The 25,080-nt window shown below is 37.5% G+C and carries 23 protein-coding genes and 1 tRNA gene; 14 read left to right on the forward strand and 10 right to left on the reverse strand.

The genetic code is table 11. The features are described from left to right. Window positions 1-33: 33 nt before the first annotated feature. Window positions 34-110 (reverse strand) — tRNA-Met (locus tag ABN217_RS13160). A 358-nt stretch (window positions 111-468) separates the two neighbouring features. Here ABN217_RS13160 and mltA point away from each other — a divergent pair. Continuing rightward, window positions 469-1,563 carry a murein transglycosylase A gene (mltA, locus tag ABN217_RS13165; protein WP_115350135.1) on the forward strand — a complete coding sequence of 365 codons (1,095 nt, stop codon included), beginning with the start codon at window positions 469-471 and terminating at the stop codon, window positions 1,561-1,563. Between the two features lie 108 nt (window positions 1,564-1,671). Beyond that, the gene (tcdA, locus tag ABN217_RS13170; RefSeq protein ID WP_349459509.1) at window positions 1,672-2,529 is read left to right on the forward strand and encodes a tRNA cyclic N6-threonylcarbamoyladenosine(37) synthase TcdA; all 858 of its coding nucleotides are present in this window, start codon (window positions 1,672-1,674) and stop codon (window positions 2,527-2,529) included. A gap of 116 nt (window positions 2,530-2,645) precedes the next feature. Here tcdA and csdE read toward each other — a convergent pair whose 3' ends face one another. Both csdE and csdA read right to left on the reverse strand, forming a co-directional pair. Further along, window positions 2,646-3,086, reverse strand: a complete 441-nt coding sequence (gene csdE, locus ABN217_RS13175) for a cysteine desulfurase sulfur acceptor subunit CsdE (RefSeq protein WP_349439631.1) — start codon at window positions 3,084-3,086, stop codon at window positions 2,646-2,648. A gap of 5 nt (window positions 3,087-3,091) precedes the next feature. Further along, window positions 3,092-4,303 (reverse strand): cysteine desulfurase CsdA, encoded by a 1,212-nt coding sequence (csdA, locus tag ABN217_RS13180; RefSeq protein ID WP_349439630.1) that lies wholly within the window; start codon window positions 4,301-4,303, stop codon window positions 3,092-3,094. 661 nt (window positions 4,304-4,964) lie between these two features. Between csdA and ABN217_RS13185 the strand changes: the two genes are divergently transcribed. The 3 genes from ABN217_RS13185 to rlmM are packed head-to-tail and all read left to right on the forward strand — an operon-like array spanning window position 4,965 to window position 7,416. Further along, window positions 4,965-5,885, forward strand: coding sequence for a transcriptional regulator GcvA (locus ABN217_RS13185; protein WP_072070027.1), 921 nt, complete (start codon window positions 4,965-4,967; stop codon window positions 5,883-5,885). Between the two features lie 45 nt (window positions 5,886-5,930). Further along, window positions 5,931-6,326, forward strand: a complete 396-nt coding sequence (locus ABN217_RS13190) for a DUF423 domain-containing protein (RefSeq protein ID WP_087803510.1) — start codon at window positions 5,931-5,933, stop codon at window positions 6,324-6,326. Next, entirely contained in the window at window positions 6,319-7,416 is a 1,098-nt protein-coding gene (rlmM, locus tag ABN217_RS13195; RefSeq protein ID WP_197269919.1) for a 23S rRNA (cytidine(2498)-2'-O)-methyltransferase RlmM, read from the forward strand. Before ABN217_RS13190 ends, rlmM begins: the two co-directional genes overlap by 8 nt. Window positions 7,417-7,547: 131 nt before the next feature. Here rlmM and xni read toward each other — a convergent pair whose 3' ends face one another. The 3 genes from xni to queF all read right to left on the reverse strand — a co-directional run bounded on the left by xni (window position 7,548) and on the right by queF (window position 10,611). Continuing rightward, complete coding sequence (gene xni / locus ABN217_RS13200) at window positions 7,548-8,300, reverse strand: flap endonuclease Xni (protein WP_072070024.1); 753 nt, start codon at window positions 8,298-8,300, stop codon at window positions 7,548-7,550. 6 nt (window positions 8,301-8,306) lie between these two features. Further along, window positions 8,307-9,674 (reverse strand): nucleotide 5'-monophosphate nucleosidase PpnN, encoded by a 1,368-nt coding sequence (gene ppnN, locus ABN217_RS13205; protein WP_036913815.1) that lies wholly within the window; start codon window positions 9,672-9,674, stop codon window positions 8,307-8,309. A gap of 91 nt (window positions 9,675-9,765) precedes the next feature. Continuing rightward, a complete protein-coding gene (gene queF / locus ABN217_RS13210) occupies window positions 9,766-10,611 on the reverse strand; it encodes an NADPH-dependent 7-cyano-7-deazaguanine reductase QueF (protein WP_349439625.1) in 846 nt (281 codons plus the stop codon). Between the two features lie 156 nt (window positions 10,612-10,767). On the opposite strand from queF, the gene syd reads away from it, so the two are divergent. The 6 genes from syd to ABN217_RS13240 all read left to right on the forward strand — a co-directional run bounded on the left by syd (window position 10,768) and on the right by ABN217_RS13240 (window position 16,788). After that, window positions 10,768-11,319 (forward strand): SecY-interacting protein, encoded by a 552-nt coding sequence (syd, locus tag ABN217_RS13215; RefSeq protein WP_340893699.1) that lies wholly within the window; start codon window positions 10,768-10,770, stop codon window positions 11,317-11,319. Between the two features lie 466 nt (window positions 11,320-11,785). After that, window positions 11,786-12,109 (forward strand): YqcC family protein, encoded by a 324-nt coding sequence (locus ABN217_RS13220; RefSeq protein WP_072070020.1) that lies wholly within the window; start codon window positions 11,786-11,788, stop codon window positions 12,107-12,109. A gap of 8 nt (window positions 12,110-12,117) precedes the next feature. Further along, window positions 12,118-12,882 (forward strand): tRNA pseudouridine(65) synthase TruC, encoded by a 765-nt coding sequence (gene truC / locus ABN217_RS13225; protein ID WP_072070019.1) that lies wholly within the window; start codon window positions 12,118-12,120, stop codon window positions 12,880-12,882. Window positions 12,883-13,184: 302 nt separating this feature from the next. Next, window positions 13,185-14,636: a PTS glucose transporter subunit IIBC gene (gene ptsG, locus ABN217_RS13230; protein ID WP_197269920.1), complete on the forward strand. Its 1,452-nt coding sequence runs from the start codon at window positions 13,185-13,187 to the stop codon at window positions 14,634-14,636. A gap of 122 nt (window positions 14,637-14,758) precedes the next feature. Next, window positions 14,759-16,270, forward strand: a complete 1,512-nt coding sequence (locus ABN217_RS13235; protein WP_349459506.1) for a hypothetical protein — start codon at window positions 14,759-14,761, stop codon at window positions 16,268-16,270. 74 nt (window positions 16,271-16,344) lie between these two features. Next, window positions 16,345-16,788, forward strand: a complete 444-nt coding sequence (locus ABN217_RS13240) for a flavodoxin (RefSeq protein WP_196554694.1) — start codon at window positions 16,345-16,347, stop codon at window positions 16,786-16,788. Between the two features lie 161 nt (window positions 16,789-16,949). On the opposite strand, the gene ABN217_RS13245 is transcribed toward ABN217_RS13240, so the two are convergent. The 4 genes from ABN217_RS13245 to map all read right to left on the reverse strand — a co-directional run bounded on the left by ABN217_RS13245 (window position 16,950) and on the right by map (window position 21,863). Continuing rightward, window positions 16,950-17,336, reverse strand: a complete 387-nt coding sequence (locus ABN217_RS13245; protein ID WP_006535910.1) for a DUF3461 family protein — start codon at window positions 17,334-17,336, stop codon at window positions 16,950-16,952. Window positions 17,337-17,406: 70 nt separating this feature from the next. Continuing rightward, window positions 17,407-18,231 carry a 2,3,4,5-tetrahydropyridine-2,6-dicarboxylate N-succinyltransferase gene (gene dapD, locus ABN217_RS13250; RefSeq protein ID WP_072070013.1) on the reverse strand — a complete coding sequence of 275 codons (825 nt, stop codon included), beginning with the start codon at window positions 18,229-18,231 and terminating at the stop codon, window positions 17,407-17,409. Between the two features lie 34 nt (window positions 18,232-18,265). Then, entirely contained in the window at window positions 18,266-20,911 is a 2,646-nt protein-coding gene (gene glnD, locus ABN217_RS13255) for a bifunctional uridylyltransferase/uridylyl-removing protein GlnD (protein ID WP_196554756.1), read from the reverse strand. A 154-nt stretch (window positions 20,912-21,065) separates the two neighbouring features. Then, window positions 21,066-21,863, reverse strand: a complete 798-nt coding sequence (gene map / locus ABN217_RS13260; RefSeq protein WP_196554692.1) for a type I methionyl aminopeptidase — start codon at window positions 21,861-21,863, stop codon at window positions 21,066-21,068. A 597-nt stretch (window positions 21,864-22,460) separates the two neighbouring features. Here map and rpsB point away from each other — a divergent pair. The 3 genes from rpsB (at window position 22,461) to pyrH (ending at window position 25,036) form a co-directional block, all read left to right on the forward strand. Next, window positions 22,461-23,186 carry a 30S ribosomal protein S2 gene (rpsB, locus tag ABN217_RS13265; protein WP_036934040.1) on the forward strand — a complete coding sequence of 242 codons (726 nt, stop codon included), beginning with the start codon at window positions 22,461-22,463 and terminating at the stop codon, window positions 23,184-23,186. A gap of 135 nt (window positions 23,187-23,321) precedes the next feature. Continuing rightward, window positions 23,322-24,173 carry a translation elongation factor Ts gene (gene tsf, locus ABN217_RS13270; protein ID WP_023582711.1) on the forward strand — a complete coding sequence of 284 codons (852 nt, stop codon included), beginning with the start codon at window positions 23,322-23,324 and terminating at the stop codon, window positions 24,171-24,173. A gap of 134 nt (window positions 24,174-24,307) precedes the next feature. Continuing rightward, on the forward strand, window positions 24,308-25,036 hold the full coding sequence (pyrH, locus tag ABN217_RS13275; protein WP_023582710.1) for a UMP kinase: 729 nt from the start codon (window positions 24,308-24,310) through the stop codon (window positions 25,034-25,036). Window positions 25,037-25,080 lie beyond the last annotated feature (44 nt).

Raw genomic sequence — 25,080 nt, forward strand, 5'->3', positions numbered from 1 at the left:
GCGACTGATACTATAACTTACTGCTTTGTGAATTGGTTGCGGGGGCCAGATTTGAACTGACGACCTTCGGGTTATGAGCCCGACGAGCTACCAAGCTGCTCCACCCCGCGTCTCCACAGAGGGGCACTATACTCAGGATCTGCTGAGTTGCAAGTTTTTTATGAAATTTTTATCGTTTTCTTTTAAAAACGGTCAGAAATAATACATGAGGATGCAATTTTAGGCAGTTATACTCGTTATGCTTAAGGTTGTAGAAGCTAATTATGCTCAGTGGAGTCCCATCGTTTATCTATGTTTCCCTATCTATTTTCACTTGTTGTGACTTAATGTTTAAAAGTTATATTGATTAGGGGATAATAGAAAAACCTTAACTATCGGTATATCCATATTCATATCTTTATTGATTTGGCTTTGGTATCTTTCTAATTCAAAATCAACACTCAAATTTAGTCATTAAGCGGGCAAAAAATGGTTACTTGGCGAAAATCGTTAATTTTAGGCATGTTAGCGCTTGCCTTGACAGGATGTCATCGTCCAACAGAGCAAGGTCAGCAATATAAAGATGGAAAGCTTAAACAGGACTTGATCGAAGTCAGCTCGCCAAATACACAAGGCACACCGATTAATGGCCCAGATTATCTGCAACAAGTTAATCAGATCAATCAAACATCATCTCGTTTGTATAATAGTAACAAAGAGACTTATCAAGCAGTTGAAAACTGGCTACGTTCAGGGGCTGATACGCGCCAATTACGTCAATTTAATCTTTCTGCATTTCAAATGGAAGGTGTTGATAACTACGGTAACGTTCAATTTACTGGTTATTATACGCCAGTTCTTGAAGCTCGTTTAACACGACAAGGTGAATTCCAATATCCTCTTTATAAAATGCCTGCCAATAGTCGCTCGAAACTCCCTTCACGTGCAGCTATCTATAATGGTGCATTAAGCCAATCTTTAATTGCGGCTTACAGCAATTCCATTATGGATAATTTTATGATGGAAGTTCAGGGAAGTGGTTACGTTGATTTTGGTGATGGAAAACCGCTTACATTTTTCGGTTATGCAGGGAAAAATGGGCATGCTTATCGAAGTATAGGTAAAGTGCTAATCGATAATGGTGAAGTAGAAAGAAAAGATATGTCGATGCTCGCTATCAGAGAATGGGCTGATAAACATAGCGATGCTGAAGTGAGAAAATTATTAGAAGAAAATCCTTCATTTGTTTTTTTTAAACCGGAGCCCTTTACACCAGTAAGAGGTGCTAGCGCTATTCCATTAATTGCACTAGCATCAGTGGCTTCTGATAGAAGTATTATCCCCGCGGGAACCGTACTACTGGCTGAAATTCCAGTGCTTGATAATTCAGGTAAGTTTACAGGTGAATATCAAATGCGTTTAATGGTGGCATTAGATGTAGGTGGCGCAATTAAAGGGCATCATTTCGATATTTATCATGGGATTGGTAAAGATGCGGGTCATATGGCAGGTTTTTATAATCATTATGGGCGTGTTTGGGTATTAAAAAAATCACAGCTTAACTTGCTAAATCCTTCGTCGTAAACGATTTACTATTTATCAGGTTATTATTAACGGTAAAATCAAGTAAACGACATGGCTATTGATATCAATAGCCATAATTATTTCTGTTATTTAGGTTGTTATCGCATCATGCAAAATTCATTATCAGATTCATATTTACAACGCTTTTCTGGAATAGGACGACTTTATGGGCAAAAAGCGTTGTCTTATTTTGCTCAGGCTCATATTTGTGTCGTGGGTATAGGTGGGGTAGGCAGTTGGGCTGCAGAAGCACTGGCACGCAGTGGCATTGGTGCGATCACCTTAATTGATATGGATGATGTTTGCGTAACTAATACGAATAGGCAAATACATGCATTAAAAGAAAATGTGGGTCAGCCTAAATGTGACGCCATGAAACAGCGTATTTTGGAAATCAACCCAGAATGTAATGTCACTAGTATTGATGATTTTGTCACGGTTGATAATGTCGCTGAGATGATGAATAACAATTTTGATTATGTGATTGATGCGATTGATAGTGTTAGACCAAAAGCAGCATTATTAGCCTATTGTCGCCGTTATAAAATTCCTGTGATCACAACTGGAGGGGCTGGTGGGCAAATTGATCCAACTCAAATCCAAGTGGTTGATTTAGCAAAAACAATTCAAGATCCTTTAGCCGCAAAATTAAGAGAACGTTTAAAATCTGATTTTAATGTTGTGAAAAATAGCAAAGGTAAGCTAGGTATAGACTGTGTTTTTTCTACTGAACAACTGGTTTACCCACAGAGTGATGGTACAGTTTGTGCAGCGAAAAGTACTGCTGATGGTGTAAAGCGAATGGATTGTTCTGCGGGATTTGGCGCAGTAACGATGGTAACAGCTTCTTTTGGCTTTATTGCGGTGTCTCATGCATTGAAGAAAATGCTAGCGAAAGCACAGCGTGCTCGTGATACTCGTCATACTTCAAACCACAGCGTTGTTGACTGTGTTCATTCACACTAGTCACATACTTATGTATGCTCCTAGCGGCTTATTCACTTGTCGCCTAGCTGTGACTTGAATTATTTAGAGTATATATTTGTAGCATTATATATTGAGATTTTGAGCTTAAGTTGAGGCTAAGATTGAGAAGTGAGTGATTTTAATCGTGCGATAATCGCATTCACTCCGTCAGTGCGAGATTGGCTAATTTGATTAGCCAATCCTAATTGATCAAAAATCGCTAATATATCGATATCAGCTATTTCCTGTCCCGTTTTATTTTCAACTACCGTTAAGATAATAGTGAGTAAGCCTTTTACGATCCGTCCATCACTATCACCATAGACGTGATATTTACCATCATTGTTTAATTCAACTCCTAACCAGACTCGATTTTCACAACCCTTGATCTCTTTTTCTGTTGTTTTTAATGCATCAGGTAATGTTGGCAATTTTCGTGAGAGTTGAATTAATTGACGATATTTATCTTCCCATGCTTTTGATTTTTGAAAATCATTAAGCAAAACGTCTAGGGTAATTTCATTGCCAAAAGGGTGTTGTGTTGTGATATTAGTCATGATGATTATTCGTCTTTTAAAAGTGTTAGCGCAAAATTAACCGCATCAATTAAAGCATCAATATCTGCACGCTGATTATAAGGCATAAAAGAGATACGTAGGCAGCCTGATATATTCAATGAATCAATAAGAGGCTGTGCACAATGTTGCCCTGAACGTAATGCTATACCTTTCTCTGTGATTAATGTTGCTAAATCACTATGGTGGATGCCTGCAAAATTAAAAGAGATGACGGATGAGTTTGGTGCGCGATAGCTGATAAATCCATCTAACTCACGTAGGCGTCTTTCAGCTTCATCTGCAAGCTCTAATGTATATTGATTAGCCTGATACATATCTTGTGTTTCTAACCATGCTAATGTCGCTGAGAAAGCGATAACACCAGCGACATTAGGTGTTCCCGCTTCAAAACAGTGAGGAATAGTTGCAGGTGTAAAACTGTTAAAGGTTGCATTAGTTAGCATTTTCCCACCACCATGCCAAGGTGCCATCTCGTCTAAAAGCTCACGTTTACCATAACAAACACCTAATCCATTAGGACCATAAAGCTTGTGTGCGGAGAAAACATAAAAATCAATATCAAGTGCGCTCACATCCGTTGAGTGGTGTGCAATACCTTGCGCACCATCAACAACCAATAAGCAATTATGATATTGGCGTACACATTGAGACACTTTATCTAATGCGATTTGAGCACCTGTTACATTCGACATTTGGCTAATTGCCACAACACGAGTTCGCTCACTGAGCAAGTGATTTAGGTTCTCAATTGAAGGCAAAAAATCACCTTCAATAGCCCAAGGGATCACTTGTGCACCTGTCTGTTGTGCCAGCATTAACCAAGGAATAAGGTTGGCATGATGTTCTTGCTCACTCACTATTATTTCATCACCTGCTTGTAAGCGTGGGCGAAAATAACCTTGAGCAATAAGATTAATCGATTCTGTCGTGCCCTTTGTCCAAATAATGGTGTCACTATCAGCACTATTGATTAATCCAGCAACTTGTTGGCGAGTCATTTCAAACTGTTGTGTGGTTTCTTTCGCCTGTTGATATTGGCTACGATGCACAGTCGCAAGGTTATGTCGATAAAATGCATCAGAGGCTTCTATCATTGCAAGAGGCTTCAATGCAGTCGCTGCACTATCAAGATAAATCGTTTTTTCTTCAAGTGCAGGAAATTGTTGTCGAAATAAATCAGATGAAAATGCGTTCATAATTAGGCTGTATTAGTAGACGAATAATGTTTGATGATAATCGTTAAAAATAGGGCGTATTGATTATACGGTTAATTATATTTATTTATAACGGAAAACTAAAAATACCCGTTTGTTGTAGGCTATTAACGCTATAGTAACACGATAAATAGGATGAAAGTTCACTCAATAAAAATCACTCACATTAGATTGATATCCTGTTTTTGCTGATTAAAAATTATTTGAAAAAAGATCAGATGTATTTTTTCAGCATAATGACAATAAATTTAGCGTAAGAAATGGATGAAAACATCAAAACTGAATAGGTGAGTGGAGAAAAAAGAGAGAAAAATAGGGGATAAAAAAAGCACCGCCTTGGCGGTGCACTATAAAATCACTATGGACAGACAGGGTAAATGTACAGGAAGTGAAAAAAAACAGTAGCATAAGCTACTAAGTCTGGAATTTCCAGACAACTTGCAAACACAACATCACAACCACAAAGCCAAAAGTTTTGCAGTATTGCTACTACACAACTTTTCGTTCCGGCTTAGGAAGTGCGCCTACTATAGGTATTTACTGGCTAATCATCAAGGGACAATTTATAATGCTTCGCATAAAAAAAACTAATGATGAAAGTTAGGATCTACTAATAGCCAAAATAGGGGTTTGAGAACCGATTATGTCTAAACGTTTACCGCCATTAAATGCACTTAGGGTTTTTGATTCAGCGGCTCGTCATTTAAGTTTTACTAAAGCCGCTGAAGAATTATTTGTGACACAAGCAGCAGTCAGCCATCAAATAAAAACATTAGAAGAATTCCTTGGACTAAAATTATTTAGAAGGCGCAATCGATCTCTTTTGTTAACAGAAGAAGGGCAGAGTTATTACCTCGATATCAAGGAGATTTTTTCATCAATTAACGAGGCAACTCGCAAATTATTAGCAAGAAGCGCGAAAGGTGCACTAACAGTTAGCTTATCTCCAAGTTTTGCTATTCAATGGTTAGTGCCAAGATTATCAGGATTTAATCAGGCTTATCCGGGAATAGATGTAAGAATTCAGGCGGTTGATAGAGAAGAAGATAAGCTTGCTGATGATGTTGATGTGGCTATTTTTTATGGTCGAGGTAATTGGACGGGGCTACGTACAGATCGCCTCTATGCGGAATATTTGATCCCTGTTTGTGCACCATCTTTACTTACAGGTGAAAAACCACTAAAAACCTCATCCGATCTGATTTATCATACACTGCTACATGATACATCTCGCCGAGACTGGCAAGCTTATGTTCGCCAGTTAGAGATACAAAATCAGATAAATGTGCAACAAGGACCTATTTTTAGCCATAGCTCAATGGTGATACAGGCTGCTGTACACGGACAAGGCGTTGCATTAGTGAATAATGTTATGGCACGTAGTGAAATAGAATCAGGTCGATTAGTTAGACCTTTCCCAGATGTCCTTGTCAGTAAAAATGCATTTTATTTAGTTTGCCAAGATAGTCAGGCTGAATTGGGTAAAATTGCGGCTTTTCGCCAATGGATTTTATCACAAGCAGCGAACGAACAAGAAAAGCTGGGTTTACTGACATCATCTTAATATTATGATTGGCAAAATATCTCCTAAATTAGGAAGGAATAAACAGTGAATAGTCGTACATTGCTTATGTTTTCCGCGATTAGTGGCTTTTTTTATGTCGCTTTTGGTGCATTTGCAACACATAAGCTAGCACCTCATTTATCGCCACAACATTGGGAATACATCCAGTTAGCGATGCGCTACCAGATTGTACATACCTTGATACTTGTCGGGATCGCAACAATATTAATGCGAAAAACTATTTTATGGTTTTATTGGGCTGGTATTTTCTTTAGTGTTGGTATTCTACTTTTCAGTGGTAGCCTTTATTGTATGGCGCTAACACAAGTTAGATTGTTATCTTATTTTACGCCAATTGGTGGTTTTAGCTTTCTTATTGGTTGGACTTTAATTTTTATTGGCGCTTTGCGTCTAAGGGCACCGGCGTCTCGCCATGAATAAAGTTGCATTATATTGTCGCCAAGGTTTTGAAAAAGAGTGCGCGGCTGAGATTACGGATAAAGCAGGTCAAATCGGCGTTTATGGCTTTCCTCGTGTTAAAGAAGGAAGTGGTTATGTGATCTTTGAATGTTACCAAGAAGGTGATGCAGATAAGATTGCGCGTGATGTGAGTTTCCGTGAATTAATTTTTGCTCGTCAGATGTTTGTGACAGGTGAATTACTTAAAGATTTACCGCCAGAAGATAGAATTACACCGATTGTTGGAATGCTAAAAGGTGCTGTTGAAAAAGCAGGTGAACTTCGAGTTGAAGTTGCAGACACTAACGAAAGCAAAGAATTATTAAAATTCTGCCGTAAATTTACGGTGCCATTACGTAATCATTTACGTAATGAGAAAATATTGTTGAAAGTAGAGAACTTTAGCCGTCCTGTTGTTCATGTGTTTTTTATTGCGCCGGGATGTTGTTATGTTGGCTATTCCTATAGTTTTAATAATTCCCCATTTTATATGGGTATTCCTCGATTAAAATTCCCATCAGATGCGCCAAGTCGTTCGACATTAAAACTTGAAGAAGCATTTCATATTTTCATTCCTTATGAGGAGTGGGAAGAGCGTTTAGCAAGTGGAATGAAAGCGGTCGATTTAGGTGCATGCCCCGGTGGTTGGACTTATCAATTAGTGAAACGCAGTATGATGGTACATGCAGTCGATAATGGTCCAATGGCACAATCTTTAATGGATACAGGACAAGTTCGTCATCACCAAGTTGATGGTTTTAAATTCGAACCTACCTCTAAAAATATCACATGGCTTGTCTGCGATATGGTTGAAAAACCTGCCAAAGTGGCTGCGTTGATGACAACATGGATAGCTAATGAATGGTGTCGTGAGGCTATTTTTAACCTAAAACTACCAATGAAAAAGCGTTATGAGGAAGTTTCTCATATTCTTGAAAAAATAAAGACGGAGTTAGCTGAAAAAGGGATTAACGTTAAAATCCAAGCAAAACATCTTTATCATGATAGAGAAGAAATAACTGTTCATATACAAAATATTTGGGCCGCTTATCGACCCGACCGTGAATTTTAAATATGATAAGGATCCATCAATATATTATTGATGACAATAAAAAAGCTAAGCTTCTATTTATAGGCTTAGCTTTTTTACTTTATATCATTATATTAAAATTATCAGCTGACTGAGTCTTAATTGCTTAGAGTTTAACTATTTAAACGTAATTGTTGTAGATTACCGTTTAATTGAATATCAGTGCGTAATGTTGTGATTTTCCGACTAATAAATGCAGACTCTTTGTGAGTAATAAGCTTGTTCTGCCATTTTGTAGGGATGTCATCAATATGCTGATAAAGTGACTCTAAATTAGGATGAATTTGCAAAAGCTCTGTAGCGCTTTTAGGACCAATGCCGGGAACTCCGGCAACTTTGCTGCTACTGACTCCTGTTAATCCCCAATAATCAGTAAGCTGAGATGGCTCGACACCAAATTCTGCTTTGATAAATTCTAAATCTAACCAGCGTCGTTGAAAATAATCGCGTATACGAATAGAGGGAGAAAGTAATTGGCAATAACCTTTATCGGTTGAAATAATGGTGACACGAAAACCAGCATTTGCCACTTTCGTTGCTAATGTTGCGGCAACGTCATCTGCTTCATCTCCACCAGAATGCCAGCTTTGTATTCCTAAATTGAGTAACATTGCTTTAATTTCTGGCAATTGTTGCCGCAACTCATCAGGCATCGGTGTCCGTCCAGCTTTATAATCAGGGAGGAGTTGATGTCGCCAACTACCATCTCTATCATCTTCATCAAAGACTGCTACGGCATGAGTAGGTTGTGTGTGACCAAGCAGTTGGTTGACACTCTGTTCACACACAGTTAGACAAGAAGAACCTGACGCCGCATGAATGCGGCGGATCAGATTTAAAGCATCAATAATCAGCAAATGTATCATAATAAATTAGCTGATAATCTCGTAACATGGTTGGTAAGCTGTACCACCCGGAAGTTTCATACGATGTTGCTCAACAAAGCCTGCTAATAAAATATCCATGCGACGCATGATTTCACGATCACCATGGATTTTATAAGGGCCGTAAGCTTCAATTGCTTTCATACCCACTTCTTTTACGTTACCCGCCACAATACCAGAGAATGCGCGACGTAAGTCAGCTGCTAATTTTTCAGGTGATTGATCGGTACTTAGGTTAAGTGATGCCATATTTTCATGTGTTGGTTCAAAAGGAAGCTGTAAATCAGCATTGATCTTCATTGACCAGTTAAAGCTATAAGCATCCCCTGTACTACGACGATTATCTTTTACCAAAGGCATATATTTTTTCATAATGCGAGCCACTTCTGGTGCATCATCAATAATGATTTGGTAATGGCGTCGAGCCTCGTCACCTAATGTATTTGCGATAAAATCGTCGAGTACATTAAAGTAATCGGCACTCTCTTTTGGGCCAGTTAAAATCAGTGGCAATACTTGATCTTGGTTTTCTGGAGACATAAGAATACCAAGTAGATACAGTAATTCTTCGGCTGTTCCCACGCCACCAGGAAAAATAATAATACCATGTCCAATACGAACAAAAGATTCCAGGCGTTTTTCAATATCTGGCATGATAATGAGTTCGTTAACTAATGGATTTGGTGGCTCAGCCGCAATGATAGAAGGTTCTGTCATACCAATGAAACGGCTATTTTTATAACGTTGTTGAGCATGGCCGACCGCGGCACCTTTCATTGGTGCTTCCATCGCTCCTGGGCCACAACCTGTACAAATATTAAGTTCTCGTAGACCTAATTCGTTACCCACTTTTCGGCCATAAAGGTACTCAGTTTCATTGATAGAGTGACCACCCCAGCACACAATCATATTAGGATCTTCATCAATATGAAGAGCCCTAGCATTACGCAAAATAGAGAAAATAGTGTTAGTGATGTGAGTGCTATTTTCTAAATTAAGGTGCAGATCACGTTTGGCTGTTGTGATTTGTCCATGAACAAACAAAATGTCACGAAGTACAGCAAATAAGTTAGCTTGCAGTGAACGAATAATTTTTCCATCAACAAAGGCGTCTTCAGGAGGATTGACTAACTCTAATTTCACGCCACGTTCACGGCGCAGTACGTTAATATCAAAATCTTGGTATTTAGATAACAGCTCTTTACTACTATCAGTAAGGCTACCAGAGTTGAGGACAGCAAGAGAACAATTACGAAACAGTTGGTAAAGATCACTGCTTGCGGTTCTCTTTAGCATATCAACTTCTAGCTGTGAAAGCAGATCCATGGAACCTAATGGGCTGACATGAGTTATCACGTAGGACTCCTTTTTCTCCTGAAATAACAAACTGAAGTGCAACTGATCTTGGTATAACACAGATCATATTAACATACAGGCATTATTCCTGTTATTGTCTGGCTAATCGACTGATTTTTGGAACAAACTCACAATTACTACGCCAAGGATTGATATCTAATCCACCACGTCGTGTATATCTTGCGTATACAGTTAATGTTTCTGGTGCACAAAATTGCATGATGTCGTGAAAAATTCGCTCAACACATTGTTCATGAAATTCATTATGTTGTCTAAATGAGACTAAATAGCGTAGCAATTTTTCACGATCAATTTTTTTGCCTTTATATTGGATAGCGACCGATCCCCAATCTGGTTGATTGGTAATAAGGCAGTTTGATTTTAACAGATGACTGACTAGAGTTTCCTCAACCAATGTATCGGTTGTCGATCCGTTTAACCATTGTGCATCAAACTGATAATTATCGATTTCAATGTCTTGTTCATCAATACACTCTCCAGCAAAATCAACAATAGGTTGTGATGTAAAATGCGAAAGTGGGTAAATAGCCAGACTCACTTTACCTTTAGCACAAGAGGTTAAATCTTTAAGTAAGGTTTTTTCAACGATATCCCAGCTTTCAAAGCGAGTTTGGTTAAAACTGTTGAGATATAGCTTAAAGCTTTTAGACTCAATGAGGTTTTCAGTCTTTGCATCTAATTCAACATGACCAATTGCAACTTGTGGCAACCCTTTGCTATTAAGCCAAGAGAGTTCATACATAGTCCAAATATCACCACCATGAAATGGCAAATTTTCAGTAGTTAAAGAAAGTGAGTCTCGGTTTAGGCTACGAGGAACGCCTTGTAATAATTCGGCATTATAGTGATCATGATATTGAGTCTTTTTGCCTAAAGATAATGTTTCAAGAGATTTATCTCCTTGATATAAAGACATAATTTACATCCTAACTTTAACTGAAAATAAAAGAAGACTAATTATACTATTGAAACATCAATAGTATACGAATGCTTTATTTTTGATGCTCTGAATTAACAACATAATCAGGTAACATAAAGGCTAATTTTTATTTAACAGATAAAGCTGATAACCATGATTGAAAACATTTCCTCTGAATTAAAAGCCTTCACCCAAAAATATGTTGAGTTATGGCAAGAAAAATCAGGTTTACCTCCTGCGAGTGCAGATCTCTACGGTGTTCCTTCTGTTTGTATATCAAGAACCGGTGATGAAGTCGTTTATTGGCTACCTCAGCCTTTTGTGGGAACGGATAAACTAGAAAAAGTTGAAAAAGCGATGGGGATCATTATCCGCCCTGAATTGCATAATTACTTTACCACTCAGTATGCAGGAGATATGCAAGTTCGCTTTAGAGATACACACTTGAGCTTAATCCAAGTTTGGAGTGAAGAAGATTTTATCCGCCTACAAGAAAATATTATTGGGCATTTGGTAACACAAAAGCGGCTGAAATTAGCACCAACTTTATTTATTGGCACAACAGATTCAGAAAACGACATAATTTCTGTATGTAATGTTTCTGGTGAAGTCATTCTTGAAACTTTTGGTCAAAAGAAAAGAGAAGTTCTAGCAGAAAATTTATCTGTTTTTTTATCAGAATTAGTCGTGGTATATAGTGAATGATGTAGTCCTAAAACTATTCTCTGTGTGAGATATATCTTACAAAAAAAGAGTCTGTTTTTTCTAGATAATGGGCTCTTGTATAAGAGTAGATTTGATTTATTTAAGTGGAGCAATAACTTAATAACTTATTGTTTTTATTTATGGTTATTTTTATTTAATTGCTTTTTTTTTGTGGGTTGTTTAACTAATCAATTATTGGCATTCTACGTTCACCAACTAAAGGACTGCTTGGTGGCCGAAATAATGTTAAGTAATCAAGGGCACAGGAAATAGGATATTTCCATTAATGTGGATACAGACTTAATCACAGGGATAGATAAAACGGTCTTGCTTGGATGCATGTGTTGTACAGACAGTTATTTTTCTTGTCTAAAAGGAGTTTCGGCTCCTTTTATTTTTTTATTTGTTTTCTGCTATTCCATCCCAATGTTATCCTTATTCGTAAGTTTTATATAAGGAACACATGATGACTCCAGAACAACGCATCTTAGCGAAATTGCTCTTAATCGAAGAAGAGATGAAGAACATTGAGCTATGGCAATTAGGATCACCTGCTGAGCAAGCATTTGAAAGTATTGAACCTTTTTGTATTGATACAATGAGTGCTCACGAATGGTTACAGTGGGTATTGATTCCGCGATTGTCATCAATGATTGAAAATGAGATGCCATTACCTAATTCATTTGCAATAGCACCGTATTACGAAGAAGCATTTAAAGATGATGAAAGTCGCGACTTTACGGATTTACTCAATCATTTGCGTGAACTCGACGCAATGTTTAAATCATAAGGCCAACAATGTTAGATATTATTTATCAAGATGAATATCTTGTTGCGGTGAATAAACCTGCTGGTTGGCTTGTTCACCGCAGTTGGCTAGATAGACATGAAACTGTGTTTGTGATGCAAACATTGAGAGATCAAATCGGGCAACATGTTTTTCCTGTACACCGCTTAGATAGACCTACATCTGGTGTTCTATTAATGGCGCTTTCTTCTGAGGTTGCTAGGGCTCTTTCTCAATCTTTTGAACAACATAAAACAGAAAAAATTTACCATGCTGTTGTCAGAGGATATGTTGAAGAGGCGTTAGTCATTGATAGCCCTTTAGTGGAGGAGTTAGATAAAATTGCAGACAAATTTGCAACTCAACCACCACAAATTCAAGAATGTGTAACACATTGCCAGCCATTAGCAACCGTTGAAAAAGAGGTTGCGCTTGGGCGCTATCCTACGTCTCGATTTAGTTTATTAGAATTGTGTCCTGAAACAGGCCGTAAGCATCAACTACGTCGCCATATGTCTCACATTCGCCACCCAATCATCGGCGATACGGCTCATGGTGATTTACGTCAAAACCGTGGTGTTGTAAATCATTTTCAATCTCATCGCTTGATGTTACATGCAAGCCATCTAAACTTAATTCATCCAATCACATTGCAACCACTAAATTTAACGGCGAAATGGGATCTCCCTTGGCAACACCTTATTAATCAATTTGGTTGGCGTGGATTAAGACCTGAATTAGAGCAGTATGGTGAAGATTTAGCTCATCACTTCTAATACCTTTCTTATCCCCAATATTTATTTCATTGCGTTACTATCAAGGCTTTTTTACTTAAGTCTTGATAGTTTGCGCAAATTCACAAGCTCTATTAACTATTTGTAAAATATGTAATTCTACAAATAGTTATGATCACATGTATTGAAACGTGACAGCTATCATGTATTCATTAAGCGATTTATTTTATGATGTGAAATAAATAAGGCTTATCATTAGATAAGTTTATGAAATAGAACCCACACTACTTTAAACAAATAAAAAACTTACAACATATAAAACCCACATTCCGGGAGTCTGCTTGATGTTTAAAAACCTATTTGTTGTTTTACAAAAAATCGGAAAGTCCTTGATGTTACCGGTATCTGTACTGCCTATTGCCGGTATTTTATTAGGAGTTGGTTCCGCAGATCTATCATGGATACCTTCTTCTGTTTCTCAAGTTATGGCAGAAGCGGGTGGTTCAGTTTTCTCTAATATGCCACTTATATTTGCCATTGGTGTTGCGTTAGGCTTTACCAATAATGACGGGGTATCAGCGCTAGCTTCTGTGGTAGCTTACGGCATTATGTCTAAAACCATGATAGTGGTTGCTCCTTGGGTTTTAGGGCTTTCTTCAGCTGAAATTGAGGCTCAGCATCTTACTGATACTGGTGTGTTAGGGGGCATTATTGCAGGTATTATTGCCGCCTCCATGTTTAACCGCTTTTATCGCATCAAATTACCTGAGTATTTAGGATTTTTTGCAGGTAAGCGTTTTGTTCCTATTATTTCAGGATTAATTGCTATTTTTGTTGGGATTATCTTAGCTTTTATTTGGCCTCCTATCGGTACAGCTATCCAACGTTTCTCTGAATGGGCAGCCTATCAAAATCCGGCTGTTGCTTTTGGTATTTATGGTGTTGTAGAGCGTGGATTAGTGCCATTTGGTTTACACCACATCTGGAATGTACCGTTCCAAATGCAAGTGGGTGAATATGTAAATAGTGCAGGACAAGTATTCCACGGTGATATTCCTCGTTATATGGCCGGTGACCCAACTGCCGGTATGTTGTCAGGTGGCTTCTTATTTAAGATGTTTGGTTTACCTGCTGCTGCTATTGCGATTTGGCATTCAGCACGCCCTGAGAATCGTGTGAAAGTTGGTGGTATCATGATTTCTGCGGCATTAACCGCCTTCTTGACAGGGATCACTGAGCCTATTGAATTCTCATTTATGTTCGTCGCTCCAATCCTTTATGTTATTCATGCTATTTTGGCTGGTTTAGCGTTTGTTATTTGTATCTTGTTAGGTATGCGTGATGGTACTAGTTTCTCTCATGGCTTGATCGACTTTATTGTATTAAGTGGTAATAGTAGCAAGCTGTATCTGTTCCCAATTATTGGCATACTTTATGCCATAACTTATTACTCTATTTTCCGTTTCTTAATCGTGAAACTAAACCTGAAAACACCAGGTCGAGAAGTTGAAGATAAAAACGCAAAACAAGCGGATAAAAGCGCGATGGGACAATCTTTAGTTACTGCTTTTGGTGGTAAAGATAATATCAGTAGTTTAGATGCATGTATCACACGCTTACGCATTGGTGTAAAAGAGATCGATAAGGTTGATCGTGATGAATTGAAAAGATTGGGGGCTGCAGGTGTAGTCGTTGTCGGTTCTGGTATTCAAGCAATTTTTGGTCCTAAGTCAGATAATTTAAAAACTGAAATGGATGAATATATCCGGTCTTTGGAGACGACAGAAAAAGAATAAATTACTTTTGATTGAATTATAAAAACACTCTTATGTGTAAACAGGGAGTGTTTTTTTATTGAAATAATATAGATGAAAAATATGTAATTCTCTTAGGTATTAACCTGAACCTAGGAGTAAGTATGAATTCAACATTACCAATAGTAAATAATAAAAGATTTATACTCTTACTGGAAGATAGCAAAAAGGTCTCTTTTGATGAGAATGATCTATTTACATTTATAAAATATAAAGATGAAGAGCTAAAGGTTTTCAACAAAGATAAGATGTTTATTTTTTCAAATTTTAATTATGAATTAAAAAACACACTCGATAAATATATTTTAAATAAAAAAGATAGATTGGATAAGTTAAATAAAATCATTCTTAAAGAAGGGTTGGTTAATAATATAATAATCACTGATGGAAAAGTGGGTGTTTTAAATTTAAATAGTGGTGATGATCTTAATCGTTTGTTTTCTTCATTGTTAAAGAATAAAAATAAACATAGCACACTTTTTAAAATGTTATTTAGTGATAAAAATGTATTAATTAATAAATTCATATCTAAAGATAAAAAAGAAATTTTTCATAATATTGGTAAAATTGCAAATAAAATAAATAACAATGGGGTTTTATCATTAATTAAAAATAGAAAACAATTAGAAATATATGATAAAAAAATGTCAGTAATGTTGGAGGTTCAATCAATAAAGCCTGAAGTTGTGCGAACCGAGAATGATTGTGATAATAAACCAATAGAAGCGGGATCTCACAACAACATAAAGCATTCTAAAAAAGAAGAACAGAGTGATTATTTAAAATTAACAAGAGAAAAAAACAATGAAATCTCAAAGAAAATTAACGAATTAACAGGAGAAAAAAATAATGAAAACTTAAAAAAAATAAAGAAAATTAATGAAAGAAAAGAAAGATTAAATGAGTTTTTAGAGGCCTTAAATGAAAGTTATCTTAATGTTATTAGACCTATAATTCATATATCTCATCTTATTAATTGTAATAATAAAAATATTGATAATAAATTTATTAATGAACTTAGCATTGATGTTGATAAATTAAGAGATAGAGTAAATAATATTAATTTAAATAGTGATTTTTTTAAATTAAGTGTTGTAGATTTGAATGAGAGGTTAAATGAAGTAAATTTGATTATTAGTGATCTCGATATAAATATAAAAAAAATGGCTGGATTTAAAGTTCGTGAATTAAATGCTATTTATGAGGAAGTTGATTCATATAAACTCTTTACAATTTATAAGGATGATGCTGATTTTAAAAAGTGTTTTTTTAATAAAATAAGAGATGCTTCTTCTCAATTATGCCTTTATCATGAATCATTAGAAAATCCTAAGAGGCTCTTCTTTAGAATGTATAAGTATTTTTTTCCGAGTAAGTATCTAGAAAAACAAAAGAAAAGTAATGATGCCTTTAATAAATTAAATATGTTATATGAAAATTTATTCCTTTTGCTGCAATCTAAAGATTTTAAAAATAATTCAGTACCTAAATGGGCATGTAAATTAGTGGCTAAAACAATAAATGAATCTTTGCCTATGAACGATATTTTTTGGCGATTTTCTAAAGAGCGCACCGAATGGAATAAAATTTATAAAGAATTTATTCTTGAGAAATAAGGTGCATAATTTGTATATTGATAACGGTAGGATATGGCTTTCTATGTTTATTGATAGATGAAATAGAGGATATTATGGCTAAAATCGGTATTTTTGTAGGTACTGTTTATGGTAATGCATTAGCGGTTGCTGAAGAGGCTCAACGTATTTTACTTGAGCATAAACACCAAGCTAATGTTTATGAAGAAGGAACTCTTGCGGATTGGCAAAAATATTCAACCGTGTTAGTGATAACATCGAGCACAGGGCAAGGGGATTTACCTGATACTATCGCACCTTTATTTCATGAACTGCGTGATAATGTAGGATATCAGCCGAATCTACGCTATGGCTTGATTGCTTTAGGTGACAGTAGTTATGACCATTTTTGTGGTGCAGGGATACAGTTTGAAGAACTATTACAAGAGCATCAAGCAACGCGTATTGGTGACATGCTGAAAATAGATGGTATGGATGTTGCCGAACCAGAAATATTTGCAATAGATTGGATAGAGAACTGGGTTAGTCAATTAGGTTAAATGAGAAAATAATTTGGTAAATCTCATTGGTCAATACAGAAGTGAGTAACGTGTTATATTTTAAATACCGCTTATTTCCATTTTATCAGCAAATAAGCGGTACTCTATGTAAAACTAATGTCTTAAATCAACTAAAATTAATTAGTCTTTGTATTATATTATCAACGACGGGTTAGTTTTTCTAAATCAGCTTCAATTTCAGCAATTTTATTTGCGACAACATGCTCAAGATGGCGTAAATCATCCAGAATTTTATGTTTTAAATCGACTTCTACTTGGTCTTGTTGGCAAATTTGATCTAATTCTTCAATAACATAACGTAAGTTAGTATTGATTTCATTTACTTCTTTAAAACCTTGCCCTGATTGACCATCAGAAATCGTTTTACGTTGACGCGGATATTTAAATTTTACGCTTTTTGCAAAGAATTCACCTTTGTCTTTGCGAAAATAGATTTTTAAAATATCGTTGTTAGCTTCTTGGCGTAGGGTATAGCGGTCAATATCTTCAGGATGCGGGATCCCTAAATTTTTTAAATTATCGTACATATATTGGCACCTGATAGAAAAATGGGTGAAAGAATAGCGAACAGAATTAATTCTATCCGCTGTTCTTATATTAGTCGATAGTTCTTAACAATTCATTAATACCAACTTTTCCACGCGTTTTAGCATCCACTTTTTTCACAATAACCGCGCAATAAAGGCTATAGCTGCCATCTTTAGATGGTAAATTGCCTGAAACGACGACAGAGCCGGCAGGTACTCGGCCATAATGTACTTCGCCCGTTTCTCTGTCATAAATCTTGGTACTTTGACCAATATAAACGCCCATTGAAATAACCGCGCCTTCTTCAACAATAACGCCTTCAACAATTTCAGAACGTGCGCCAATAAAACAATTATCTTCAATAATGGTTGGATTTGCTTGTAGTGGCTCTAAGACACCGCCAATTCCTACACCGCCAGAAAGGTGAACATTTTTACCAATTTGGGCACATGAACCTACTGTAGCCCATGTATCAACCATGCTACCTTCATCAACGTAAGCACCAATATTAACGTAAGAAGGCATTAAAACAGTATTGCGAGCGATATAAGCACCTTGTCTAACGGCTGCAGGAGGGACAACACGAAAACCTTCTTTTTCAAAACGTGCTTGGTCATAATTAGCAAATTTCATAGGTACTTTGTCAAAATAGCGACTTTCACTGCCGTCTATCACTTGGTTGTGATTAATACGAAAAGAGAGTAGAACCGCTTTTTTTAACCATTGATGAGTCACCCACTGACCGTCAATTTTTTCCGCCACTCGCAGTTTTCCGCTGTCTAACTGTGTAATAACGTTATTAATTGCATCACGAATATGAGGCTCAACGTTGTTTGGAGTGATATCTGCACGATGTTCAAAGGCGTTATCAATAATAGATTGTAATGCTTGCATCAATAGTATTTCCTATATGTATTGTCGTGGGTTCCTATATTTTATCCTTTGAAACTAGTGCTTTTGTCAACCTTTCTACGACTTCATTCTTCATTTTTTGGTTTAACGCTTTATTTTCACTATCGGTTAATACGAAGAAATCCTCAACACGTTCACCTATTGTGGTGATCCTTGCGCCATGTAAGGACAATGAAAGATCAGCAAAAACTTTACCAATAATTGCTAATAAACCAGGGCGATCTCGTGCAAATAATTCCATATAAGTGCGTTTATTATGATTAGACTCGACAAAATTAATTTTTGTTGGAACATCAAAATGGCGTAATTTTGCAGGTAGTGAACGTGTTTTCGCATTGGTGTTATAAGGAGCTGATACAACTTGGATCAAAGCGTTGCGGATAGCATTATATCTATCAATGGCAAGAGGCTTACCATTAGGCTCTAACACAATAAAGGTATCCATAGCCATATTATCGCGGTTAGTAAATATTTGTGCGTTATGGATGTTTAAATTACGTCTATCAAGTTCACCTGCAACGGAGGCAAAAAGAGAGGCTCTATCTGCGCACCAAATAAATATTTCCGTGCCACCATGTTCTGTTTGCTGGCTAATTAATACCATGGGAGTAGCACTATTATGTTCAATTAAAGCAAGGGCATGCCAAGCAATCTGTTCTGGTGTGTGCCGTAAAAAATAATCGGCGTGACAACGCCCCCAAATTGCTTGTAATTTTTCTTCATCAACATGCTCTGTACGTAAAATAGTTAGTGCTTGCAAACGATGATGACGGATACGTTCACGTAAATCAGGAATAGAATGCATACCTTGGCGTAATTGCGCTTCTGTCGATAGAAAAAGCTCACGTAATAAGCTCTGTTTCCAACTATTCCATAAGCTACTGTTGGTCGCGCAGATATCAGCAACAGTTAAACATAAAAGGTAACGTAATCGACTTTCATTTTTTACTTCTGATGCAAACTGAAAAATGATGTCAGGATCTTGAATATCACGTCTTTGTGCTGTGACAGACATAAGTAAGTGATGACTAACTAACCATTCAACTAATGCTGATTCCCTTTGATTTAGGCCATGTTGTTGGGCAAAGTGGGCAACATCTTGAGCACCTAGCACAGAGTGATCACCATGTCGGCCTTTAGCTATATCATGAAAAAGTGCAGCTAAACGGAGCAATTCAAGTTGTGGAAGTTGTGGGTAAATATCAACACAGAGTGGGTGCTTTTCATGGTTTTCTAGAGAACCAAAGCTTTCGAGTTTTTGTAAAACACGGATCGTGTGTTCATCAACAGTATAGGCATGGAATAAATCAAACTGCATTTGCCCTACAATGTTATTCCATTGTGGAAAGTAAGCTGCGAGTACACTGTGTTTGTGCATAGGTACAAATGCGCCAGAAACGGCATGAGGATGACGCAAGATCTGCATAAAAACTTGGCGTGCTAGTGGGTACTCACATAAAGGTTGGACTAAATGACGACGCGCATAACGTAAATGGCGTAGTGTTGTAGAATAAATTCCCGTGATCTCTTTATGTTCTGCCATACGCAAAAATAGACGCATAATGGCGATAGGATCATCAAGAAAACAGCTATCATCGATAACATCAATGAGAGAGCCCCTTAGCTGGAATTCATTATCTAATGGTCGTGGTTTTACATTGGGTTGTAAAGCAAGGATGGCTTCATCAAATAACTGAAGTAACATATCGTTTAACTCACTAACACGGCGAGTAACGCGATAATAATCCTTCATCATTTTTTCAACCGGCTGATTGCCTTCTCCTTGATAATTTAAGTATTGAGCAACGTTAAGTTGTCTATCAAATAGTAGGCGATTGTCGTAGCGAGAAAGTACCAGGTGTAATGCAAAGCGAATTTTCCACAAAGTGTATTGGCATTCTAGTAGTTCTTGTCCTTCGGCGGGAGTTAAAAAGCCAAAGTTCACCATTTCTGAGATAGAGGTTGCACCAAAATGTCGATGAGCAACCCAAATTAGCGTGTGAATATCACGAAGACCGCCGGGACTACTTTTAATATCTGGTTCTAGGTTATAACTGGTACTATGAAATCGGTTATGTCTTTGTTTTTGTTCTTCTATTTTTGCTGCAAAAAAATCAGGTGATGGCCAAAATCCTTGGCTGAAAATATGATTAATTAACTGTTGATAAAGTGATTGATTACCACAAACAAGGCGAGCTTCTAGTAAATTTGTCGCTACCGTTAAATCAGAGAGACCTTCTAAAAGACACTCTTCCATTGTTCTAACGCTGACACCGATTTCAAGACGAACATCCCAAAGTAAGGTAATTAATTTACTGATTTTGTCGGCTATTTCTGGTGATAAAGGTGAATCACTTAAAAACAGAAGGTCAATATCAGAAAGAGGGTGTAACTCTTGCCTACCATAACCACCAACAGCAATAATACTAAGGTCAGGATAATCAGATAATTGAGTATAACGCCATAATTGTGTCAAGAGTTGGTCAATAAAATGGCTACGGGCTTGAAGCAATAAAGTTACATCGACATTGTGGTGAAAAGCATCAGCTAACCAAGACTGAAATTGTTCGATAGATTGTTTTAGCTCAGTGTGATTTTGTGTGTTTTTCGTCAGCAAAAAAGGGGAAGGGGGTTGTGTTTGAAATACGTTTTTAGTGGTCATCATTCGTCTTCTTACTCAATGTTTGCCTATGGCATTAAGACTAATGTTAAAACGATAACCTGACTAGCAATTCTGCTATTCCATTACAAATAAAATAAAAAAAGCGACACATCTCGAAAAAATATGTCGCCTTTACACGGTAAACTGAAGAGTGTTATTCGTTAATTAAAACAGCAGAAATAAACGGCTCTTCTTCTTTGCGTAATGTCATGATTTCACAGCCGTTATCAGTAACGACTAAGGTGTGTTCATATTGTGCAGACCAGCCTCTGTCTTTGGTTTTAACAGTCCAACCATCTTTCATTGTACGAATACGGTAATCACCAGTATTAACCATAGGTTCAATGGTAAATGCCATCCCTTTTTGTAACACAACACCACTATCATCTGCATCATAGTGGAGAACTTGTGGCTCTTCATGGAATCCTTCTCCGATACCATGACCACAGTATTCACGAACAACCGAAAAATCATGCCCTTCAACAAATTTTTGAATAGCTTTACCCAGTTCACGTAAACGAATACCTGGTTTTACCATTTTAATTGCTAAATATAGGCTTTCTTGGGTGATACGACATAAACGCTCACCTTGAATGGTTGGTTTTCCTACGATAAACATTTTTGAGGTATCGCCATGAAAACCGTCTTTAATAACAGTGACGTCAATATTAACAATATCACCATCTTTAAGGATTTTTTCTTCGCTAGGAATACCGTGGCAAATAACATCGTTAACAGAAATACAAACTGATTTAGGGAAACCATGGTAGTTCAGACAAGCAGGGATTGCCTGTTGTACATTAACAATATGTTCATGACAAATACGGTCTAATTCAGCAGTATCTACGCCTGGTTTTACGAAAGGTGCGATAATTTCAAGAACTTCTGCCGCAAGACGACCTGCGACGCGCATTTTTTGAATATCTTCTTCTGTCTTGATTACAATAGCCATTTGAGTTCTTCGTTTAGATTAAGGCCACAATACTCATGACATAACACAAGTTGGTTGTTTCATATTTTGTATTGCGGGTTAAATGAATGATGATGAGAAATAATTCTGATTACCATTTATGATATCAGCAGAAAGTGGGCATGCCAATAAAGAGGATGTGTGTAATCTGTCTGATATCGAGAATAATTACGAACATTACGCCTTCTGAATCTGATTGTCTTTACATATTGCGCTTTTCTCTTTGGCATTTTTTATAGTGATTTGATATTAGAGCAATATTCACAGCAATCGCTTTAATAATCTCTTTTTTCACTGTTTAATATCCCCAACTTTATGTCAAATACGCCGTTATCAAATACAAGTAATAGTGGTTTCTTAAGGTTATTTATGGTATAAAGCGCGCCGGAGTTCTGTTATTGCATCACATCCAGAGTAGTAACAGTAAATCTGAACATTCAATTGTGTTAATTACACACACAAATCGGCACATAACGCCGGGGTGCTCTTATGTAAAGGTTAAACCTTTACAGCTGATGAGTCGGTCGTATGGGATTTGTGGACGAAATAACCCCAAATTTAAATTTATAGAGGTCTAAAATGGCAACTGTTTCAATGCGCGATATGCTGCAAGCCGGTGTTCACTTCGGTCACCAAACTCGTTACTGGAATCCAAAAATGAAACCATTCATCTTTGGTGCGCGTAACAAAGTTCATATCATTAACTTGGAAAAAACTGTTCCAATGTTCAATGAAGCTCTGGTTGAACTGAACAAAATTGCTTCTCGTAAAGGCAAAATCCTGTTTGTTGGTACTAAGCGCTCTGCCGTTGAAGCTGTTAAAGAAGCAGCAGAAAGCTGTGACCAGTTTTTTGTAAACCACCGCTGGTTAGGCGGTATGCTGACTAACTGGAAAACTGTTCGTCAGTCAATCAAACGCCTGAAAGATTTAGAATCTCAGTCTCAGGACGGTACTTTTGACAAACTGACCAAGAAAGAAGCGTTAATGCGTTCTCGTGAACTTGGTAAGTTAGAAAACAGCCTGGGTGGTATCAAAGACATGGGCGGTTTACCTGACGCTCTGTTTGTTATCGATGCTGAACACGAACACATTGCTATCAAAGAAGCAAACAACCTGGGTATCCCAGTATTTGCTATCGTTGATACTAACTCTGATCCAGATGGTATCGACTTCATTATCCCTGGTAATGACGATGCAATCCGTGCGGTTAAATTATATCTGACCGCTGCAGCTACAGCTGTTCGTGAAGGTCGTTCTCAAGATCTGGCTGTTCAGGCTGAAGAAGGCTTAGTCGAAGCTGAATAATAAGGCATGCTCGTAAGAGCCCTTATTTAACCAGGTATTGCTATATATTGGTTAGGGGGCCTCAATAGGCCCCCTTTACACATCTGCTATGAGAACATCTATGGCTAGCCCATAGAAAAGTCGAGGAAGAAACAAATGTCTGGAATTACCGCTGCATTGGTAAAAGAACTGCGTGAACGTACTGGCGCAGGCATGATGGAATGTAAAAAAGCGTTGGTTGAAGCTAATGGTGATATCGAATTAGCAATCGACAACATGCGTAAATCAGGTCAAGCAAAAGCAGCTAAAAAAGCAGGCCGTGTTGCAGCTGAAGGTATCATCCTTGCAGAAGTTGCTGCTGATGGTAAATTCGGTGCGCTGGTTGAACTGAACTGTGAAACAGACTTCGTTGCTAAAGATGCTGGTTTCATCGCTTTCGGTAAAGAAGTTATGGCTACTGTATTAGCAGACAAAACTGATGATATCGAAGCTCTGAAAGCTAAATTCGAAGAAGCACGTACTGCATTAGTTGCTAAAATTGGTGAAAACATCAATATTCGTCGCGTTGCTGTATTAGAAGCTGAAGAATTAGGTACTTACCTGCATGGTGCTCGTATCGGTGTTTTAGTTTCAGCCAAAGGCGCTAACGAAGAACTGATCAAACATATTGCTATGCACGTTGCTGCAAGCAAACCAGAATATGTTCGTCCTGAAGATGTTCCTGCTGATGTTGTTGAGCATGAGCACCAAATTCAGATGGATATCGCAATGCAATCAGGTAAACCACGCGAAATCGCAGAAAAAATGGTTATTGGTCGCATGAACAAATTCACCGGTGAGATTTCTCTGACTGGTCAGCACTTCGTAATGGATCCAAGCAAAACTGTTGGTGAACTGCTGAAAGAAAACAATGCTGATGTTATCAACTTCGTTCGTTTCGAAGTAGGTGAAGGTATTGAGAAAGTTGAAGCTGATTTCGCAGCAGAAGTCGCTGCAATGAGCAAATAATAACGCTTAGCGTTAACAGAGCCGCCTAATGGCGGTTCTGTTTTGTTACAATCTCCACTGACTGTTTATTTTCTTTATTAAAAGAGAAGCTATCTAAAACCTCCAATTGACTAATCTGCTTAGGACAGAACACCATGGCAACCAATGCAAAACCCGTATATCAGCGAATTTTATTAAAACTGAGTGGTGAAGCTCTGCAAGGCGCAGAAGGCTTTGGTATTGATGCGAGCGTACTTGATCGCATGGCTCAGGAAATCAAAGAACTCGTTGAATTGGGTATACAAGTCGGTGTTGTAATTGGCGGTGGTAACTTGTTCCGTGGCGCCGGTCTTGCAGCAGCAGGTATGAACCGTGTTGTCGGTGACCACATGGGAATGCTTGCAACAGTAATGAATGGCTTAGCAATGCGTGACTCATTGCATCGTGCTTATGTGAACGCACGCCTTATGTCTGCATTTCCACTGAATGGTGTCTGCGATAACTACAGTTGGGCAGAAGCAATTAGCTTATTACGCCATGGTCGAGTTGTTATTTTCTCGGCTGGTACAGGTAACCCATTTTTTACTACCGATTCTGCTGCGTGTTTACGCGGTATCGAAATTGAAGCTGACGTTGTGCTAAAAGCAACGAAAGTGGACGGCGTGTATTCAGCCGATCCAACCAAAGATCCTGATGCAGTACTTTATGAAACACTGACTTATCAGGATGTATTAGAACGTGAATTGAAAGTCATGGATCTTGCTGCATTCACATTAGCCCGAGATCATAATTTGCCTATCCGCGTATTCAATATGAATAAACCAGGTGCATTACGTCGGGTTGTAATGGGTGAAAGTGAAGGAACTTTGATTTCTCACGCTTAATACACAGAGACAACGGTATAATTTGGCGTTAACATCAATAGTAC

The organism is Proteus sp. fly-1067 (genome assembly GCF_040139345.1).
Classification (GTDB): Bacteria; Pseudomonadota; Gammaproteobacteria; order Enterobacterales; family Enterobacteriaceae; genus Proteus; species Proteus vulgaris_B.

Coding starts and splice junctions, on each gene's coding strand:
- mltA (WP_115350135.1), top strand. CDS start 469: ATGGTTACTTGGCGAAAATCGTTAATTTTAGGCATGTTAGCGCTTGCC.
- tcdA (WP_349459509.1), top strand. CDS start 1,672: ATGCAAAATTCATTATCAGATTCATATTTACAACGCTTTTCTGGAATA.
- csdE (WP_349439631.1), bottom strand. CDS start 3,086: ATGACTAATATCACAACACAACACCCTTTTGGCAATGAAATTACCCTA.
- csdA (WP_349439630.1), bottom strand. CDS start 4,303: ATGAACGCATTTTCATCTGATTTATTTCGACAACAATTTCCTGCACTT.
- ABN217_RS13185 (WP_072070027.1), top strand. CDS start 4,965: ATGTCTAAACGTTTACCGCCATTAAATGCACTTAGGGTTTTTGATTCA.
- rlmM (WP_197269919.1), top strand. CDS start 6,319: ATGAATAAAGTTGCATTATATTGTCGCCAAGGTTTTGAAAAAGAGTGC.
- xni (WP_072070024.1), bottom strand. CDS start 8,300: ATGATACATTTGCTGATTATTGATGCTTTAAATCTGATCCGCCGCATT.
- queF (WP_349439625.1), bottom strand. CDS start 10,611: ATGTCTTTATATCAAGGAGATAAATCTCTTGAAACATTATCTTTAGGC.
- syd (WP_340893699.1), top strand. CDS start 10,768: ATGATTGAAAACATTTCCTCTGAATTAAAAGCCTTCACCCAAAAATAT.
- ABN217_RS13220 (WP_072070020.1), top strand. CDS start 11,786: ATGACTCCAGAACAACGCATCTTAGCGAAATTGCTCTTAATCGAAGAA.
- truC (WP_072070019.1), top strand. CDS start 12,118: ATGTTAGATATTATTTATCAAGATGAATATCTTGTTGCGGTGAATAAA.
- ptsG (WP_197269920.1), top strand. CDS start 13,185: ATGTTTAAAAACCTATTTGTTGTTTTACAAAAAATCGGAAAGTCCTTG.
- ABN217_RS13235 (WP_349459506.1), top strand. CDS start 14,759: ATGAATTCAACATTACCAATAGTAAATAATAAAAGATTTATACTCTTA.
- ABN217_RS13240 (WP_196554694.1), top strand. CDS start 16,345: ATGGCTAAAATCGGTATTTTTGTAGGTACTGTTTATGGTAATGCATTA.
- ABN217_RS13245 (WP_006535910.1), bottom strand. CDS start 17,336: ATGTACGATAATTTAAAAAATTTAGGGATCCCGCATCCTGAAGATATT.
- dapD (WP_072070013.1), bottom strand. CDS start 18,231: ATGCAAGCATTACAATCTATTATTGATAACGCCTTTGAACATCGTGCA.
- glnD (WP_196554756.1), bottom strand. CDS start 20,911: ATGACCACTAAAAACGTATTTCAAACACAACCCCCTTCCCCTTTTTTG.
- map (WP_196554692.1), bottom strand. CDS start 21,863: ATGGCTATTGTAATCAAGACAGAAGAAGATATTCAAAAAATGCGCGTC.
- rpsB (WP_036934040.1), top strand. CDS start 22,461: ATGGCAACTGTTTCAATGCGCGATATGCTGCAAGCCGGTGTTCACTTC.
- tsf (WP_023582711.1), top strand. CDS start 23,322: ATGTCTGGAATTACCGCTGCATTGGTAAAAGAACTGCGTGAACGTACT.
- pyrH (WP_023582710.1), top strand. CDS start 24,308: ATGGCAACCAATGCAAAACCCGTATATCAGCGAATTTTATTAAAACTG.